The following is a 14,552-nucleotide window of genomic DNA, read 5'->3' as shown; positions in this document are numbered from 1 at the left end:
CATCTCTCGGCCGGGAGTGCGTCACCCGGCAGGAGGTGCGTCGGCGTCAGGCACGGCCGGTGCGCTCCAGGACACCCCGGACGTACGCGGCCTGCCCGGCGTGCTCCAGCGCGTCGACGGCGACGCTCACGAGCCGAGCGCCGAGCGTCACCGGCGGGTCCCACGACTCGTCGACGACGCGGTCGAGGTCGTCGTCCGCGAGGGACGCGAGCACGTCGTGCGACTCGACCTGGACGGCGTGCACGTACCCGAGCAGCAGGTCGCCGGAGGCGCGGACCTGCCCCACCTCCTCGGGCGACTGTCCGTACCCCGACGCGTCGTCGCCGAACGGGAGGTCGAACCGCCGGGCCCAGCCGTCGCGCGTCCACACCTCGTCGCGCCCGACGGCGGCCGCCACCTGGGCGTCCTGCCCGCGAGCGAGGTGCCACGCGAGCCACGCGATCGTGTTGGCCTCGGGGTCGACGCGCGCCGTGAGCGCGTCGTCGTCGAGCCCGTCCACGACGCGGGTCGCCGTCGGTCCGATGCGTCCGTACAGGTCTTCCAGGAGTGCGCGTGCGTGCACAGGGTCCGCCTCTCTCGGTGGGTACGGGTGTCCTCGAAGCCTCCCCGGCGCGGCGCGCCCTCGCGACCCGAGCGCGCTCCGCTCCCTCTGGTCGCCCTGCCGCCCGGTCGACCGCGCCCGCGAGTCCATCGGCCTGCCGAACCCCGGGTTGCGCGGCACAGAACGCTCCGATCGACGCACAACCCCGGGTTCGGCACGATGCCGTGACGCTCAGCCCGGGGTTCGAGGCGACAGGGTGCGGCGCGGCGAGGGTTCACCTGCGGTCAGTCGATCAGGACGACGACGGTCCCCGCCTTGTGGTCGTGCTCGACGTGCCGGTGCGCGTCGGCGATCTTGTCGAGCGGGTAGGCCGCGTCGACGACGGGCCGCAGCGCCCCGGTCCTGCCGAGCTCGAGCGCGGTGCGCAGCGTGTCGAGCTGCTGCTCGACGGACCGCAGGCCGGTGAACGCGACGACGCCTCGGCGCCCGCGCGTCCGCCGCCCTGTCCACAGGTTTCTCCACAGGATCGGCACCGAGGGGACTGTCGACAGGTACGCGCCGTCGTCGGTCAGCAGAGGGCGGCAGCGGCGGTAGGAGCTCGCGCCGGCGGCGTCGAAGACCACGTCGTACCGATCGCCCGCGGCCGTGACGTCCTGGGTCGTCCGGTCCACCACCTTCTCCGCGCCGAGCTCGCGAGCCAGGTCGAGGCCCCGTGGTCCGCACACGGCCGTGACGCGGGCCCCGGCGTGCACCGCGATCTGGACCGCGGCCGTCCCGACGCACCCCGAGGCCCCGATCACGAGCACCGCCTGCCCGGCGCGGACCCGCGCGTGCACCGTGAGGAAGGGCAGGGCGGTCAGCGGCCCGGCGGCCAGGACGGCGGCGTCGACCTCGGTCAGGCCGTCGGGGAGCGGCTCCACCACGCCGTCCTCGCGCAGGAGGACCAGCTCGGCGTGCGCCCCCGCGCCCATCGTCGTGAGGCCGACGACGCGGTCCCCGACCGCGAACCGGCTCACCGCGGACCCGACCGCCACGACGTCCCCGGCGACCTCGCCGCCGAGCACCGGGTAGCGCGGACGGCGCAGGCCGAACGCGAGCCGGGCGAACCACGGCGTGCCCGAGCGTGCGGCGACGAGCGCCGCCGCGACCGTGCTCGCACGGTTCCGCACCAGGATCTCGCGCGGTCCGGGCGCCGGAGCGGGGAGCTGCTCGACGTGCAGGACGTCGGGCGCTCCGTAGGTGGCTGAGACTGCTGCGCGCATCGTGCTGTCCTCTCGTGAGGACGACGGCGTCAGGCGTCGTCGTCCAGGGTGTCCTCGGGGAACCCGAAGACCTCGTCCAGCGGTGCCCGCAGCGCGCGGGCGATGAGGAACGCCGTCTCGAGCGACGGCGAGTAGCGGCCCTGCTCGATCGCGATGACGGTCTGACGCGTGACGCCGACGCGTTCCGCCAGCTCGGCCTGCGTCATCTCGCCGCGCGCGAACCGCAGCGCCCGGATGCTGTTCGTGACCCGCGTCGGCCTGCCCCCCACGTCAGGCTCCCCGGCGGTAGGCGACGATCGTCGTCACGGACGACAGGACCGCCGAGAGCACGAAGCCGAGGTAGACGGCGTTCGCGATCCAGAAGTAGTCGGCCTCGACGAGCGCCAGGGCGAGGGCCGCGAGCGACCCGCCGACCACGCCCCACCACCCCACCACGACGCCCTGTCGCGCGAGCTCGCGGTCGCGCTCGTCGCTGCGGTAGCTCTCGCTCGGGCGCACGATCTCGACCGCGATGCGCACGACGATGCCCGCGACGATCGACGCGGCGATCGTCCACAGCAGCGGGGCGACGTACGCGACGTCGGCGAGCGGGCCGCCGTCGGCCCGGGACAGGATCACGCCGACGTACGCCGCGTAGACCACGACGCTCACGACGAGGTAGACCCACGTGCCCTTCTCCTCGTACGACATCTCGCGCTCCCTCCATCGGGGATGTCAAAGATTCCTGACATGACAAACGTAAAACGATGCAGACATCATGTCAAGAGTCTTTGACATGAGATCGCCCGGCGGATCGCTGCGGCCGGGGGTCGGTCAGCGCACGAGACCTGATTCATAGGCGGCGACGACGAGCTGCACGCGGTCCCGGCACCCTGTCTTGCGCAGCGCCTCGGACACGTGCGACTTCACGGTCTGCTCGGTGATGAACAGCTCGGCACCGATCTCGGCGTTCGAGAGCCCGCGTGCGACGCACAGCAGCACCTCGTGCTCGCGGGGCGTGAGGTCGTCGAGGCCGGGGCGCGGGCGTGGCTCCACGACGCGAGCCGCGAAGTCTCCGACGAGGCGTCGCGTGACGTTCGGGCCGAGCAGCATCGAGCCGTCCGCGACCAGGCGCACGCCTTCCACGAGCCGCGGCGCCGGGACGTCCTTGAGCAGGAACCCGCTCGCGCCGGCCCGCAGGGCGTCGTAGACGTACTCGTCGAGGTCGAACGTCGTGAGCACGAGCACGCGCGTGCCGGGGTGGTCCGCGACGATCCGCCGCGTCGCCGCGATGCCGTCGAGCACCGGCATGCGTACGTCGACGACAGCGACGTCGGGGGACCGCTCGGCCACGACGTCGAGCAGCTCCCGCCCGTCACCCGCGGACCCCACGACCTCGAGCCCGTCCGCGGCATCGAGGATCGCGGCGAACCCGTGCCGCACCACCGGCTGGTCGTCCGCGACGACCAGGCGTGTCACCGGGCTCACGCGTCGCCGTCCGCGACGTGGTGGGTGGCGGCGTGGACAGGGACGGCGCGCCCGGTGACTCTCCCGGCCCTCCCCGACCCCGCTCCTCCGCGCAGTACGGAGAAGGGGAGCCGGGCCTCGACGACGAACGTGACGCCGTCGCCCGCGGTCCCCGAGCACAGGGTGCCGCCGAGCGCCTCGACGCGTTCGCGCATCCCGGTGAGGCCGCGGCCCGGCTCGCCGGGTCCCGTACCGTTCGCGAGCGGGTTCGCGACGCGCAGCACGACCGACCCGTCCGTCCCCGTCTCGTCGGCCCCCGTTCCGACGACGTCGAGATCGACGCGGGTAGGCGACGCCGGTGCGTGCCGCCGGGCGTTCGTCAGCGCCTCCTGCGCCGCGCGGTACACCGCGTAGCCGACCGTGGCGGGCACGCGCGCCAACAGGTCCGGTGCGCCGACGAACGTGACGTCCTGCCCCGCCGCACGCGCCGCGTCCACGAGCCCGACGACGTCGCTCGCCGCCGGCTGCGGCGCCAGGTCGGGCGCGGCGTCCTCGCTGCGCTGCAGCACCGCCAGCACCTGCCGCAGCTCACCGAGCGCGGCGCGCGAGTCGGCCGCGATGTCGGCGAGCACGCCACGGGCCGTGTCGTCGAGGCCCGGGTGCACGTACGGCGCGGACTCCGCGCGCACAGCCACGAGCGACACGTGGTGCGCGACGACGTCGTGCAGGTCGTGCGCGACCCGCGCCCTCTCGGCCGTGACGGACTGGGCGTCGGCGGCACGTCGGCTCGCCGCGGCGGCCTCGCGGGACGCGTCGCGGGATCGCCCGACTGCTCCGAGGGCGGCTGCGACCGTGACGGTGGCGACGGTCCAGAAGGCGTAGAGCGCCGTGACGAGCACGTGGTCGCCGGTCGCCGGGTCGATCGGGACCTCGAAGTCGGCGTAGCGCGGGATGTCCGACGACACCGCCCACACCGGACCGGTCGGCAGCATCGCGGGTATCCCGGTCCAGACGTAGACGGCGGCCAGCCCGATCGCGGTCAGCGTCGGCAGGACTGCTCGGCGCCACCCGTCGAACGCCCCGACGACGGCGACCGCGAGGACACCGAGCCACCATCCCCACACCAGGGCGCCGGTCGCGGCAGCGGTGGCGAAGGGCAGCACGGTGAGCGCGAGCCCCCACAGCGGCGACCGGCGCGAGAGGTACACCCCGACGACGACGAGCGCGTCGAGAGCCCACGCGACGGCCATGGGCAGCGCCGTCGACTCACCGTTCCAGAGGCCGACCGTACCGGTCCACATGCCGTGGCTGCCGTCGGCCTCAGCGCTGATCACGGCGCCGTCGGGGGTCGTGAGGAGGAAGAGCCCGACGACGACGGCGAGGAACCCCGGCAGCGCCCACGGCTGGAGGCGGGTCCACACGTCGGGGCGGGCGGCGCCGCCGCGCACCGCATGACCTGCCGAACCCCGGGTTGTCGCTCCATCAGGCGCTCGATCGGGGAACAACCCGGGGTTTGGCAGGTCGCGGCGGTGTGTCGTGTCCATGCGGCCGATCCTCCCGTGCGCTCCGCACCCCGGACCACCACCCTGCGGGGGAGCCGGGCTCCCGGGCCGTCCGGGCGCCGTCGGGCAGGCGGCTCGGTAGGTTGGACGCGGCGTGTCCGGCGGACCCGACCGCCGCACACCCTGCCCGGAGGTACGGATGGACTTTCCCTTCCAGCTCACCGAGGACCAGATCCTCGGGCTCATCGCGCTCGGGGCGTCCGTCGTCGTCGCGATCGTCGCGGTGAACGTGCTCGCGCCGAAGGCCGGGGTCGCTGCGCCGCTCGTCCTGGTGCTCGTCGGGATCGGCATCAGCTTCGTCCCCGTGGTCCCCGCGATCGAGGTCGAGCCGGAGTGGATCCTCGCGGGCGTGCTCCCGCCGTTGCTCTACTCGTCGGCGGTGAGCCTGCCGACGATGGACTTCCGTCGCGACTTCACCGCCATCGGCGGGCTCTCGGTCGCTCTCGTCGTCGTGAGCTCGGTCGCGCTCGGCTTCCTCTTCACCGCGCTGGTCCCGGGCATCCCGCTGTCCGTCGGGATCGCGCTCGGCGCGATCGTCAGCCCGACCGACGCCGTCGCGACGTCGATCGTCAAGCGCCTCGGCGCGTCACCGCGCGTCGTGACCGTCCTCGAGGGCGAGAGCCTGCTCAACGACGCGTCCGCCCTCGTGCTGCTGCGCTCGGCGATCGCCGCGACGGCCGCGAGCGTGTCGCTGTGGTCCGTCGCGGGGGACTTCGTGCTCGCGGTGGTGGTCGCCGTCGCGGTGGGCTTCGTCGTCGGGCTCGTCGGGCTGTTCGTCCGGGCGCGGCTCGGCCGCCCGTCGCTGAGCGTCGCGGTGTCCTTCGTCGTCCCGTTCGTCGCGTACCTGCCGTCGGAGCTCCTGGGAGCGTCGGGGCTCGTCGCCGTCGTGACGGCCGGCCTCGTCACGGGCAACGGCGCGGCGAAGTACCTGCGGCCCCAGGACCGGATCTCCGAGGAGTCGAACTGGCGCACCATCGAGCTGCTGCTCGAGGGCGGCGTCTTCCTGCTCATGGGGCTCGAGCTGTTCGCGCTCGTCGAGGACGTCGTCGACACGCACGGCAACCTCTGGCAGGCCGTCGGGATCGCCGCGCTGACGATCGTCGCGGTCCTCCTCGTGCGCGCCGTGTACGTGCTGCCGCTCGTGCACGGCGCCGGGCGCCGGGCGAGACGCGGGGAGAAGGTGCGCGGCGTCATCGCGGGGATGCAGGAGACGCTCGACGCGAAGTTCGCCCCGGACGGGACGCCGCTCCACCCCGGCGCGCCGGGCGCCACCGAGTCGGCGACCGGCGTGACCGCGCAGCTCGAGGCGATCCGGGGCCCGCACCTGAACCCCCCGCACGTCCCGCACGTCCCGCACGTCCCGCACGGGTCGCGCGGGTCGGACGCCGCGGAGGGGTCGGACGGGCCGGACGCCGCGGGCAGGTCGGACGCCGCGCACGGGTCGCGGGCCCCCGCCCGGCGGGGCCGCTCGGGCGGTCCGGCCGCCGGGACACCGGAGCGCGTCGGCCGGGTCCGCGACACGCTGCGACGCCGCGTCGCGGACATCGACTACCTGCGCGCGCAGCCGCTCGGCCCGCGCGAGGGCGTGCTCCTCGTCTGGGCGGGGATGCGCGGCGTCGTGACCGTGGCGGCGGCGCAGACGCTCCCGCTCGACACACCGCACCGGTCGTTCCTCGTCCTCGTCGCGTTCGGGGTCGCCGTCGGGAGCCTCCTGCTCCAGGGCAGCACGCTCCCGTGGGTCGTGAAGAGGCTCGGTCTCACCGGGGGCGTCTCGCCCGCGGACAACGACCGCGGGGCCGTCCGGGCCGAGCTCGACGTCGCCGCGGCGCGGGTCGTCGACGCCCCCGACCTCCGGCGTCCCGACGGCCGCTCGTACGACCCGGGGGTCGTGGCCCGCGTGCGCCGCGACGTCGTCCGCGAGCTCGAGACGCGGGACGTGGACGCCGCTACCTCCGCCGACGTGTTCACGCAGTACAAGGAGCTGCGGCTCCGGGCGATCGCCGCGCAGCGCACCGCGCTGCTCGCCGCCCGGTCGTCGGGCGTCTACAGCTCGCAGGCTCTGCGGCACGCGCTCGACCTGCTCGACGCCGAGCAGATCGACCTCGAGCTGCGTCGTGGCCCGGTCGTCGACGACGACGACGACTGACCTGACCGCCTGCCGCTCGCGAGGTCACGTGACAGGGGTACGACGTCGCGGGACGGCGCAAGGTCACGTGACAGGGGTGACGTCCGCCGCCGCCAGCGGCCGGTCGAGGCCCGTGACGCCGAGCTCGAGCCTCGAGATGCCCTCGACCGGGACGGCCGACGACGCGCCCAGCCCGTCCGAGCGGCCCGCGTCGGTCGCCGACCACGTCGCCACGACCTCGCGCCCCCCGGCGTCGTCGACGAGGACGAGCTCGTACGTCGCGCCGCTCTCGGCCGCGCCCGTCGGGTAGGAGCACGACCAGTCGAGCCGCGTGCCCCACGCCGCCGGCGTCAGCACGAGCTCCGCACGCACGTCCGTGCCGTCGACGGGGAGCAGCTCGACCGTCGTGGTCGTCTGCGGCGGGCTCGATGGCGCGCTCGACGGCTGTGTCGTCGTCGGTGCGGCGACGGACGATGCCTCGCGCGCCGGGCCGGTCAGCGCGACGCCCGCTGCCCCGCCCGCGACGACCAGGGCGACGCCTGCCGCGACGAGCAGCCCGCGGCGTCGGGCACGGCGGTGACGCGCCCCCGAGGCGAGCTCCGTGATCGGCACAGCACCCCCGTGGTTCCGCTCGGTGCGACCCTGCGGCGCATGACGCGCCCCCGGCGTCGCGACGGCGTCGTCGACCGGACCCTCGACCGAGCCGTCGACCGAGCCGTCGACGAGCGCCGCGGCGTGCTCGGGCGTGAGCATCCCGAGGAGCCCGGGCATCCCGGCGAGCTCGGTGACGGACCCGCGGCACGCCTCGCACGTCGCGAGGTGCGCCTCGAACGCGCGGCGGTCGCGCGGGCCGAGAGCGCCGAGCACGTAGGCGGCGTCCCATTCGCGGAACGGGTCCGTGCCGAACGTCCCGGAGGTGCCGGGTGTGCCGGTCATGGCGTGACTCCCTTCTCCTGCAGCGTCAGCCGCAGCGCGCGCAGCGCGTAGTGCATGCGGGACTTCACCGTCCCGGGTGGCACCCCCTGCTCGTCCGCCATCTCGGCGACCGACCGACCGCGGTAGTACGCCCCCACGACGACGGCCCGGTGCTCCGGCGAGAGCGCCACGAGCGCGTCGGCGACGAGCCACGCGTCGAGCACGGCCTGGGTCGCGTCCGCCTCGCCGTGGTCGGGCAGGTGCGCGCTCGCCAGCTCGCGGCGGTGGTGCGCCCGCCGCAGGTCGTCGACGACGAGGTTGCGGGCGACCGTGAACAGCCACGCCCGGAGCGAGCCCTCCGGCCGTTCGAGCACCTCCGGGTGGCTCCACGCGCGCAGGAGCGTCTCCTGCACGACGTCCTGGGCACGGGCGTCGTCGTCGGTCATGCGTGCGACGTACCGGTGGAGCGCGGTGCCGTGGGTGTCGTGCACGGCGCGCAGCAGCTCGTCCGCGACCGGACCCGTGGGCCCGGTCGCGGTGCCGGTCGCGTCTTCGGTGACCACCGCGGCTCAGGACGCCTGGGTCAGGGCCAGGCTAAACTCGATGCTCCCGGTCTCCTCGACCTCGACGAACCCGAGGCTCGGCGCCTCGACCCCGAAGTCCGCGAACGTGATCGGCACCTCGCCGACGACCTGGACGTCGTCGCCCTCCGCGCCGATCTGCGCGTCGACTGTGACGGGCCGCGTGACGCCCCGGACCGTGAGATCCCCCGCGAGCTCGACCGCGCCGGCCGCGTCGGGCACCTTGACGGGCTCCGTGAGGACGAAGCTCGCGGTCGGGTGCTCCGCGACCTGGATCGCCGTGTCGCGGAAGTACGCGTCGCGGTTGGGGACGTCCGTCGCGACCGTGGTCATATCGACCGTGACGTCCGCCGCCGTGAGCGACCCGTCCTCGAGCACGACGGAGCCCGTGACGTCCTCCGTGCGGCCCGTGACCGTCACGTCCTCGCCGCGCAGGATCTCGTCGAGCCGGTACCCGGCGAACGACCCGGTGCCCACGTCCCACGTCCCGTCCAGCCCGGCGGCGTCGAGCGTGGACCCCGTGCCGGCATCGAGCGTGGGAGCGTCCGCGGCGCGGTCCTCCGACCAGTCGGCGTACAGGCCCGGACCGAACGCGACCGCGGCTCCTCCCAGCACGACCACCGCCGCGCCGACCCCCAGCAGGACCGTCGTCCTCGTGCGCACGTGAATCTCCCCTCCGTCGTGGCGCGTCGCGGCGGAGCGCGACGTCCTGTCACCCGGTAGACGGAACGGGGGGCCGTCCGGTTCGATCCGGGCGCGAGGAGATCCTCAGCCGAGGGGACCGCACAGGCAGAACGGGTGGCCCTCCGGGTCGGCGTAGACCCGGAACGGGTCGTCCGGGTGGCCCTCCTCGGCAGGCGTCCCCGTGAGGGGCGTGGCGCCGCACGCGAGGGCGTGCTCGTGCGCGGCGTCCAGGTCCGGGACGTCGAGGTCGACGTGGACGCGTGCGCCGCCCGGCCACGGCCGGACCTCGGCGTCGGAGCGCTGGAACGCGAGCCGCGTCCCGTCCGTCCCGGGCACATGGAGGGTCAGCCAGTCCTCGCCGTCGGGGTTCGGCGTCTCCTGACCGGGCGCGTACTGCCAGCCCGTGAGCCGGCGGTAGAAGTCGGCGAGCGCGCGCGGGTCGCGGGCGTCGACGGTCGTGTTGCGCAGCCCCATGGGCGCAGGCGGGGCGTCGGGCGTGCGGTGGACGCTCATCGTGGTCAGCCTAGCTGCTCGCGCAGCCACGCGACGTCGGCGGGGACGTCGGCGTGCGTCTCGCACACGACGGACGTGCCCGCCGCCCGTACGACGCCGAGCAGGAGCTCGGGGTCGATCGTCCCGGTCGTGAGGCTCGCGTGGCGGTCGGCGCCCGATCCCGCCGTGTCGCGGCTGTTGTTGAGGTGCACGAGATCGACGCGACCCGTGATCGCGCGGACGTCGTCGACCGCGGACGCGAGGTCGATCCCGCCGGCCCACGCGTGGCACGTGTCGAGGCAGAAACCGACCTTCTCCGCGCCGTCGGCCTGCTGGACCGCGGCCCACAGGCCCTCGATGCGCTCGAGCCGGCGCGCCATCGAGTGGTCGCCCCCGGCGGTGTTCTCGATGTACACGGTGACGTCGGTCTGCAGCGCGTCGATCGCCTTGCGCCAGTTGTCGAACCCCTTCGCGGGGTCCTCCGCCGCGGTGACGTGGCCGCCGTGCACCACGACGCCCGTCGCACCGACCGCCGCCGCGCCCGTGACGATCTGCTGCAGCAGCTTGCGGCTCGGGATGCGGATCCGGTTGTTGGGGCTCGCGACGTTGATGACGTACGGCGCGTGCACCACGAGCTCGAGGTCGGCGGCCGCGGCGTCGGCCTTGAGGGCCTCCGCACCACCGGGATACGTGAACTCCGGTCCCTTCCACGACTGGGGGTCGCCGAGGAAGATCTGCGCGACGTCCGCGCCGATCCCGGCGGCCTGCGCGATGACGTCCGACTGGTCGAGGTGGGCTCCGATCCGCATGGGGACAACCTACGCGGCGGCGCCCACGTGGGCAGTGCTCAGCCGCGCGCCCCGCGGCGGATCATGTCACGACGGAGGTCGAGCAGCGCTGCGCGGGCCCGGCGACGGCGGTCGGCCGGGTCGACGGTCAGCTCGTCGCCGGGATTCGCCTGCCGGCGCGGCTCTCCCTGGACGTTGAGGCCGAGGTCGGGGAGCACCGTGCCCGACGCGCGGGTGCGGTGCACGGTGCGGGTCGTCACGGGGGCGTCGGTGGCGCCGGGCGAGGAGAAGAGCGGGCTGTGGTCGGGCACGAGGCCTCCCGGGGCCGTCGGGACGGGGAAGCCGCCACCGGGCGGCGCTGGTGCGCCGCCCGGCCGTGGCTGGTGCGCCGGACTCGAGGTCCGGCGCACCTCCATCGTGCGACCGCGACATTTCCCCCGGTCGTCCGCCGCGTTTCGTGCGTGTTGCGATGCATCGTCCGCGACGAGAGACGGTCAGGACGGCCCGCGTCCGCCGCACGACGCGATGGTCGCGCCGTCGATCCGGAGCGACGCGTCCCAGCGCCACGCGGGCTCGAGCGCGGCGACGGTCGACGCCGCCACGCGCACGGTCTCGAGGTCGCCACCGTCGGGCGAGCCCGACAGCAGGTCGTACGTGACGGAGCCGTCGGGCTCCGGCGTCACCCGCACGCCCGACGACCGTTCGAGGACCAGGTCGCCGTCCCAGGTCGACAGCGTGAGCACGAGCTCGGCGTCGACGGGGACGCCCGTGGGCGCGCCGGGCGCCGGGGTGACGACGTACGTCGCCTCCAGCCCGTCGGCGTCGGCCGGTGCGAAGGCCGGAGTGCCGGTCGGCGCTGCCGTCCGCGTCACGCCCCAGCGGGTCTCGGTCACGGGGACGGTCCACGACACGATCCCGACGTGCTCGAACCGGAGGGGCGCCGTCGAGGCACCCGGTTCCACCAGGGGCGTGCACTCGGACTGCCAGACGTCACCTCCCACGATGGTCGCCGGGGTGAGCGCGAACGCCGACGCCGTGACGCACACGAGCGTCGCGCTCGCCGTGACGACGGTCGAGGCGCGCCGACCGCGCCGGCCGGGTGCGCCGTCGGGCCCGGGAGTTCCCCAGCGCGCCCGGAGCGCCGCGACCCAGGGATGGGGCGACGGCGCGTCGGCCGACAGCACCACGACCGTGTGCAGCAGCGAGTCGGCGAACGTCTTGCGCTGCGCGTTCCACAGCGGCCGGAGGAAGCCGATGAGCAGGATGGCGTCGAGGACGTGCGCGACCCAGCGCAGCACCGTGGCGAGCAGCCCCGCCGGGCGGCCGGTCTCGTCGCGGACCACGACGATCCCGACCGTGCGCTTGCCCGGTGTCCATCCGGCGTACGCCTGGAGAAGGGCGAACGCGATGGCCGTGGCGACGAGCCAACCGCTGTCGGTGACAGTGACACCCGGGTCGTCGCTCGACGGGACGCTGATCCCCGGCAGTATCGACGGGACCCCCACCGGACCGACCGCCAGGAACGTCACCGCGGACACGACCGTCGCGTCCAGCAGGTAGGCGAAGACCCGTCGCCCCCAGCTCGCGTACGGCGGCTGCGCGGGGTCCGGCCCGAGGTCCGGCAGCGTCGTCTCGATCTGCCCGGTCCCGGCGTCGTGCGCCGGCCCCCTGCCGGTGGGAACGTCGATGGTCACGCGCCGATCCTGGCAGACGGGCAGGCGCGCGTCACCCGTCCTGGGACGGTGAGCGGGGCGCTGCGACCGCAGGACCGCGCGCCGGCGACGGTCACGCAGGCCGGGGTGCGTACATGATCATCCCGACCCCCACCAGGCACACGAGCGCGCCCGCGACGTCCCAGCGGTCGGGGCGGAACCCGTCGACGACCATGCCCCAGACGAGCGACCCGGCGACGAACACGCCGCCGTACGCCGCGAGGATCCGGCCGAAGCTCGCGTCCGGCTGGAGCGTCGCGACGACGCCGTAGAGTCCCAGCGCCACGACGCCGGCCCCGATCCACAGCCAGCCCCGGTGCTCCCGCACGCCCTGCCACACGAGCCATGCGCCACCGATCTCGAGCAGCGCGGCGAGGACGAACAGCGGGATCGAGCGCGCGAGGTCCATGGGGGTCAGCGTAGGGACCGGCGCGGGGGTCAGCGCAGCGGGTCGAACGGGCGGATCTCGTCGGGCACACGGCCGGTGACGACCTGCTCGGCGAGCGCCCTGCCCGTCGCCGGACCGAGCACGATCCCCCACATGCCGTGCCCGCCCGCGACGAAGACGCCGGGTGCTCGCGTCGCCCCCACGAGCGGCAGGCCGTCGGGCGTCACGGGTCGCGACCCCACCCACTCGTCGTGGCGCTCGTCGAGGTCGACGCCCTGGAACAGGTGCCGGACGGACGCGAGGATCGCCTCGACGCGCCGTGGCTGGAACGGCTCGTCGGGTCCGCGGAACTCCATGGTCCCGGCGACGCGGAGCCGCCCCTGGTACGGCGTGCACGCGACGCGACGCGCGGGCAGGTAGAGCGGCTGCTCCACGGCCTCGTCGGTCTTCACGGTGAACGAGTACCCACGCCCCGCCTGCACGCGCGTGCGCACGCCGAGCGGGGCCGCGAGCCGGGGCAGCCACGCTCCCGTCGCGAGGACGACGGCGTCCGCGTCGACCACGGACTCGCCGTCGGGCCCGACGACGCGCAGCGACACCCCGGACCGGTCGCCGCCGCCGGTGGCCCGGCGCGGGCGGACGGCGCGCACGTCGGCGCCCGTGACGACGCGACCGCCGCGCGCCCGGACGGAGTCGGCGAGCGCGTGGACGAACGGTCCCGGCTCGAGGAAGCGCTGGCCCTCCAGGGCGAGCACGGTCGTCACGCGGTCGGTGAGCTGCGGCGCTCGCTCGCCCGCCTCGACACGCCGGACCGGGACGTGCTGTCCTGCGGCGGCGACGTGCTCGAGCTCGCGCAGGAACGGGCGCGCCTCCCGCTCGTGCTCGAACGCGATGGTGAACGGTCCCGGCGTCGTGCGGGCGCCGACGGAGTGGTCGGCGCGGCCGGCCGCACCGCCTGCGGCGAGCTCGTCGAACGCGTCGAGCGCGACGCGGTCGATCGGCGTGAGCGCCGCCATTGCCCGGTTCCAGCGACGCTGCGTCGCGTGGGACATGAAGCGGGCGAGGAAGGCCCACAGGCGCGGGTCGAACCGCAGCGGCACGTGCAGCGGGGCGGCGGGGTCGAGGAGTACGCGCGGACCGTACGTCCACAGCGACGGGTCGGCGAGCGGCATCGCCATGCCGGGCGTGAGCCAGCCCGCGTTGCCCCACGACGACCCCGCGGCGACGCCCTCGCGGTCGAGGACGGTCACCTCGACGCCCCGCTCCTGGAGGTGCCAGGCCGTTGCGAGGCCGACCATCCCGGCGCCGACGACGACGGCGGTCCGCGGGGCGGGTCGGAAGGCCGGCCGAGGTGCGGGACGGGTGGGGTGGGACGACACGCTCACGTCGGGCTCCTTCGACCGACGCCCGCCTCGCGGGTCGCGAGGCGGGCGTGTGGCTGGTGCGCGACGGGGTGGTGTCGCACGGACTCAGCGTGGTCGATCGTTCGGTGCCGGACAAGATCTGCCGAAGGGTGTTCGGTAAGGTCGGCCTGCGAGGCGCCGACGTTCTGGAGGGTGCGATGAGGGGCACGGTAGGACCGAAGGATCTTCGACCCGCCCGAGGACCGGCCGAGCTGGACGAGACCGACCTCCGCATCCTCGACGTCCTCACGACGGACGCTCGCGCGACGAACGCCGCGATCGCCGCGCAGGTCGGCATCGCGCCGTCGACGTGCCACGCGCGCGTGCGCTCGCTCGTGGAGCGCGGCGTCGTCCGCGGGTTCCGCGCCGACGTCGACCCGGCAGCGCTCGGGCGCGGGCTCCAGGCCCTCATCGCGATCCGCCTCCAGGCCGGTGCGCGCAAGGGTCTCGAGGCGTTCCGGGACTACCTGCTCACGCTGCCGGACGTCGAGGGCGTCTTCTTCGTCACGGGCGACCGCGACTTCCTCCTGCACGTCGCGGTCGCCGACTCCGACGCCCTGCGGGACCTCGTGTCGAGGACGCTGAGCGTCCGGCCCGAGGTCGCCGGCACGAGCACGACGGTGATCTTCGAGCACGCCCGTCCCTGAGCGGCG

The 14,552-nt window shown here is 74.8% G+C and carries 17 protein-coding genes; 2 read left to right on the top strand and 15 right to left on the bottom strand.

Annotation, left to right across the window (positions count from 1 at the left end; genetic code table 11):
• Positions 1–46: 46 nt before the first annotated feature.
• The 6 genes from ACZCLJ_RS12715 to ACZCLJ_RS12690 all read right to left on the bottom strand — a co-directional run bounded on the left by ACZCLJ_RS12715 (position 47) and on the right by ACZCLJ_RS12690 (position 4,697).
• Positions 47–562 (bottom strand): mycothiol transferase, encoded by a 516-nt coding sequence (locus ACZCLJ_RS12715; RefSeq protein WP_251151916.1) that lies wholly within the window; start codon positions 560–562, stop codon positions 47–49.
• 263 nt (positions 563–825) lie between these two features.
• Positions 826–1,803 (bottom strand): NAD(P)-dependent alcohol dehydrogenase, encoded by a 978-nt coding sequence (locus ACZCLJ_RS12710; protein ID WP_463103959.1) that lies wholly within the window; start codon positions 1,801–1,803, stop codon positions 826–828.
• A 29-nt stretch (positions 1,804–1,832) separates the two neighbouring features.
• Positions 1,833–2,072 (bottom strand): helix-turn-helix transcriptional regulator, encoded by a 240-nt coding sequence (locus ACZCLJ_RS12705; RefSeq protein WP_251151918.1) that lies wholly within the window; start codon positions 2,070–2,072, stop codon positions 1,833–1,835.
• A gap of 1 nt (position 2,073) precedes the next feature.
• Entirely contained in the window at positions 2,074–2,493 is a 420-nt protein-coding gene (locus ACZCLJ_RS12700; RefSeq protein WP_463103958.1) for a hypothetical protein, read from the bottom strand.
• 123 nt (positions 2,494–2,616) lie between these two features.
• Complete coding sequence (locus tag ACZCLJ_RS12695; protein ID WP_463106405.1) at positions 2,617–3,261, bottom strand: response regulator transcription factor; 645 nt, start codon at positions 3,259–3,261, stop codon at positions 2,617–2,619.
• 5 nt (positions 3,262–3,266) lie between these two features.
• Positions 3,267–4,697: a sensor histidine kinase gene (locus ACZCLJ_RS12690; protein ID WP_463103957.1), complete on the bottom strand. Its 1,431-nt coding sequence runs from the start codon at positions 4,695–4,697 to the stop codon at positions 3,267–3,269.
• Positions 4,698–4,950: 253 nt separating this feature from the next.
• Between ACZCLJ_RS12690 and ACZCLJ_RS12685 the strand changes: the two genes are divergently transcribed.
• A complete protein-coding gene (locus tag ACZCLJ_RS12685; protein WP_463103956.1) occupies positions 4,951–6,957 on the top strand; it encodes a cation:proton antiporter in 2,007 nt (668 codons plus the stop codon).
• A 63-nt stretch (positions 6,958–7,020) separates the two neighbouring features.
• Here ACZCLJ_RS12685 and ACZCLJ_RS12680 read toward each other — a convergent pair whose 3' ends face one another.
• The 9 genes from ACZCLJ_RS12680 to ACZCLJ_RS12640 all read right to left on the bottom strand — a co-directional run bounded on the left by ACZCLJ_RS12680 (position 7,021) and on the right by ACZCLJ_RS12640 (position 13,875).
• Positions 7,021–7,872, bottom strand: a complete 852-nt coding sequence (locus ACZCLJ_RS12680) for a zf-HC2 domain-containing protein (protein WP_463103955.1) — start codon at positions 7,870–7,872, stop codon at positions 7,021–7,023.
• Positions 7,869–8,414, bottom strand: a complete 546-nt coding sequence (locus ACZCLJ_RS12675; protein ID WP_463103954.1) for a sigma-70 family RNA polymerase sigma factor — start codon at positions 8,412–8,414, stop codon at positions 7,869–7,871. Before ACZCLJ_RS12675 ends, ACZCLJ_RS12680 begins: the two co-directional genes overlap by 4 nt.
• 6 nt (positions 8,415–8,420) lie before the next feature.
• Positions 8,421–9,095, bottom strand: coding sequence for a YceI family protein (locus ACZCLJ_RS12670; protein ID WP_463103953.1), 675 nt, complete (start codon positions 9,093–9,095; stop codon positions 8,421–8,423).
• 105 nt (positions 9,096–9,200) lie between these two features.
• Complete coding sequence (locus tag ACZCLJ_RS12665; protein ID WP_463103952.1) at positions 9,201–9,629, bottom strand: VOC family protein; 429 nt, start codon at positions 9,627–9,629, stop codon at positions 9,201–9,203.
• Positions 9,630–9,634: 5 nt separating this feature from the next.
• Positions 9,635–10,417 carry a deoxyribonuclease IV gene (locus tag ACZCLJ_RS12660; protein WP_463103951.1) on the bottom strand — a complete coding sequence of 261 codons (783 nt, stop codon included), beginning with the start codon at positions 10,415–10,417 and terminating at the stop codon, positions 9,635–9,637.
• A 38-nt stretch (positions 10,418–10,455) separates the two neighbouring features.
• Positions 10,456–10,707: a hypothetical protein gene (locus ACZCLJ_RS12655; RefSeq protein WP_251151927.1), complete on the bottom strand. Its 252-nt coding sequence runs from the start codon at positions 10,705–10,707 to the stop codon at positions 10,456–10,458.
• Positions 10,708–10,890: 183 nt separating this feature from the next.
• The gene (locus tag ACZCLJ_RS12650) at positions 10,891–12,090 is read right to left on the bottom strand and encodes an RDD family protein (RefSeq protein WP_463103950.1); all 1,200 of its coding nucleotides are present in this window, start codon (positions 12,088–12,090) and stop codon (positions 10,891–10,893) included.
• A 91-nt stretch (positions 12,091–12,181) separates the two neighbouring features.
• On the bottom strand, positions 12,182–12,517 hold the full coding sequence (locus tag ACZCLJ_RS12645; RefSeq protein ID WP_251151929.1) for a YnfA family protein: 336 nt from the start codon (positions 12,515–12,517) through the stop codon (positions 12,182–12,184).
• 29 nt (positions 12,518–12,546) lie between these two features.
• Positions 12,547–13,875 (bottom strand): NAD(P)/FAD-dependent oxidoreductase, encoded by a 1,329-nt coding sequence (locus ACZCLJ_RS12640; RefSeq protein WP_463106404.1) that lies wholly within the window; start codon positions 13,873–13,875, stop codon positions 12,547–12,549.
• A 182-nt stretch (positions 13,876–14,057) separates the two neighbouring features.
• Between ACZCLJ_RS12640 and ACZCLJ_RS12635 the strand changes: the two genes are divergently transcribed.
• On the top strand, positions 14,058–14,546 hold the full coding sequence (locus tag ACZCLJ_RS12635; RefSeq protein ID WP_463103949.1) for an Lrp/AsnC family transcriptional regulator: 489 nt from the start codon (positions 14,058–14,060) through the stop codon (positions 14,544–14,546).
• Positions 14,547–14,552: the final 6 nt, after the last annotated feature.

Source organism: Cellulosimicrobium sp. So1_17 (genome assembly GCF_055181235.1).
This window is presented reverse-complemented; position numbering and strand designations above follow the sequence as displayed.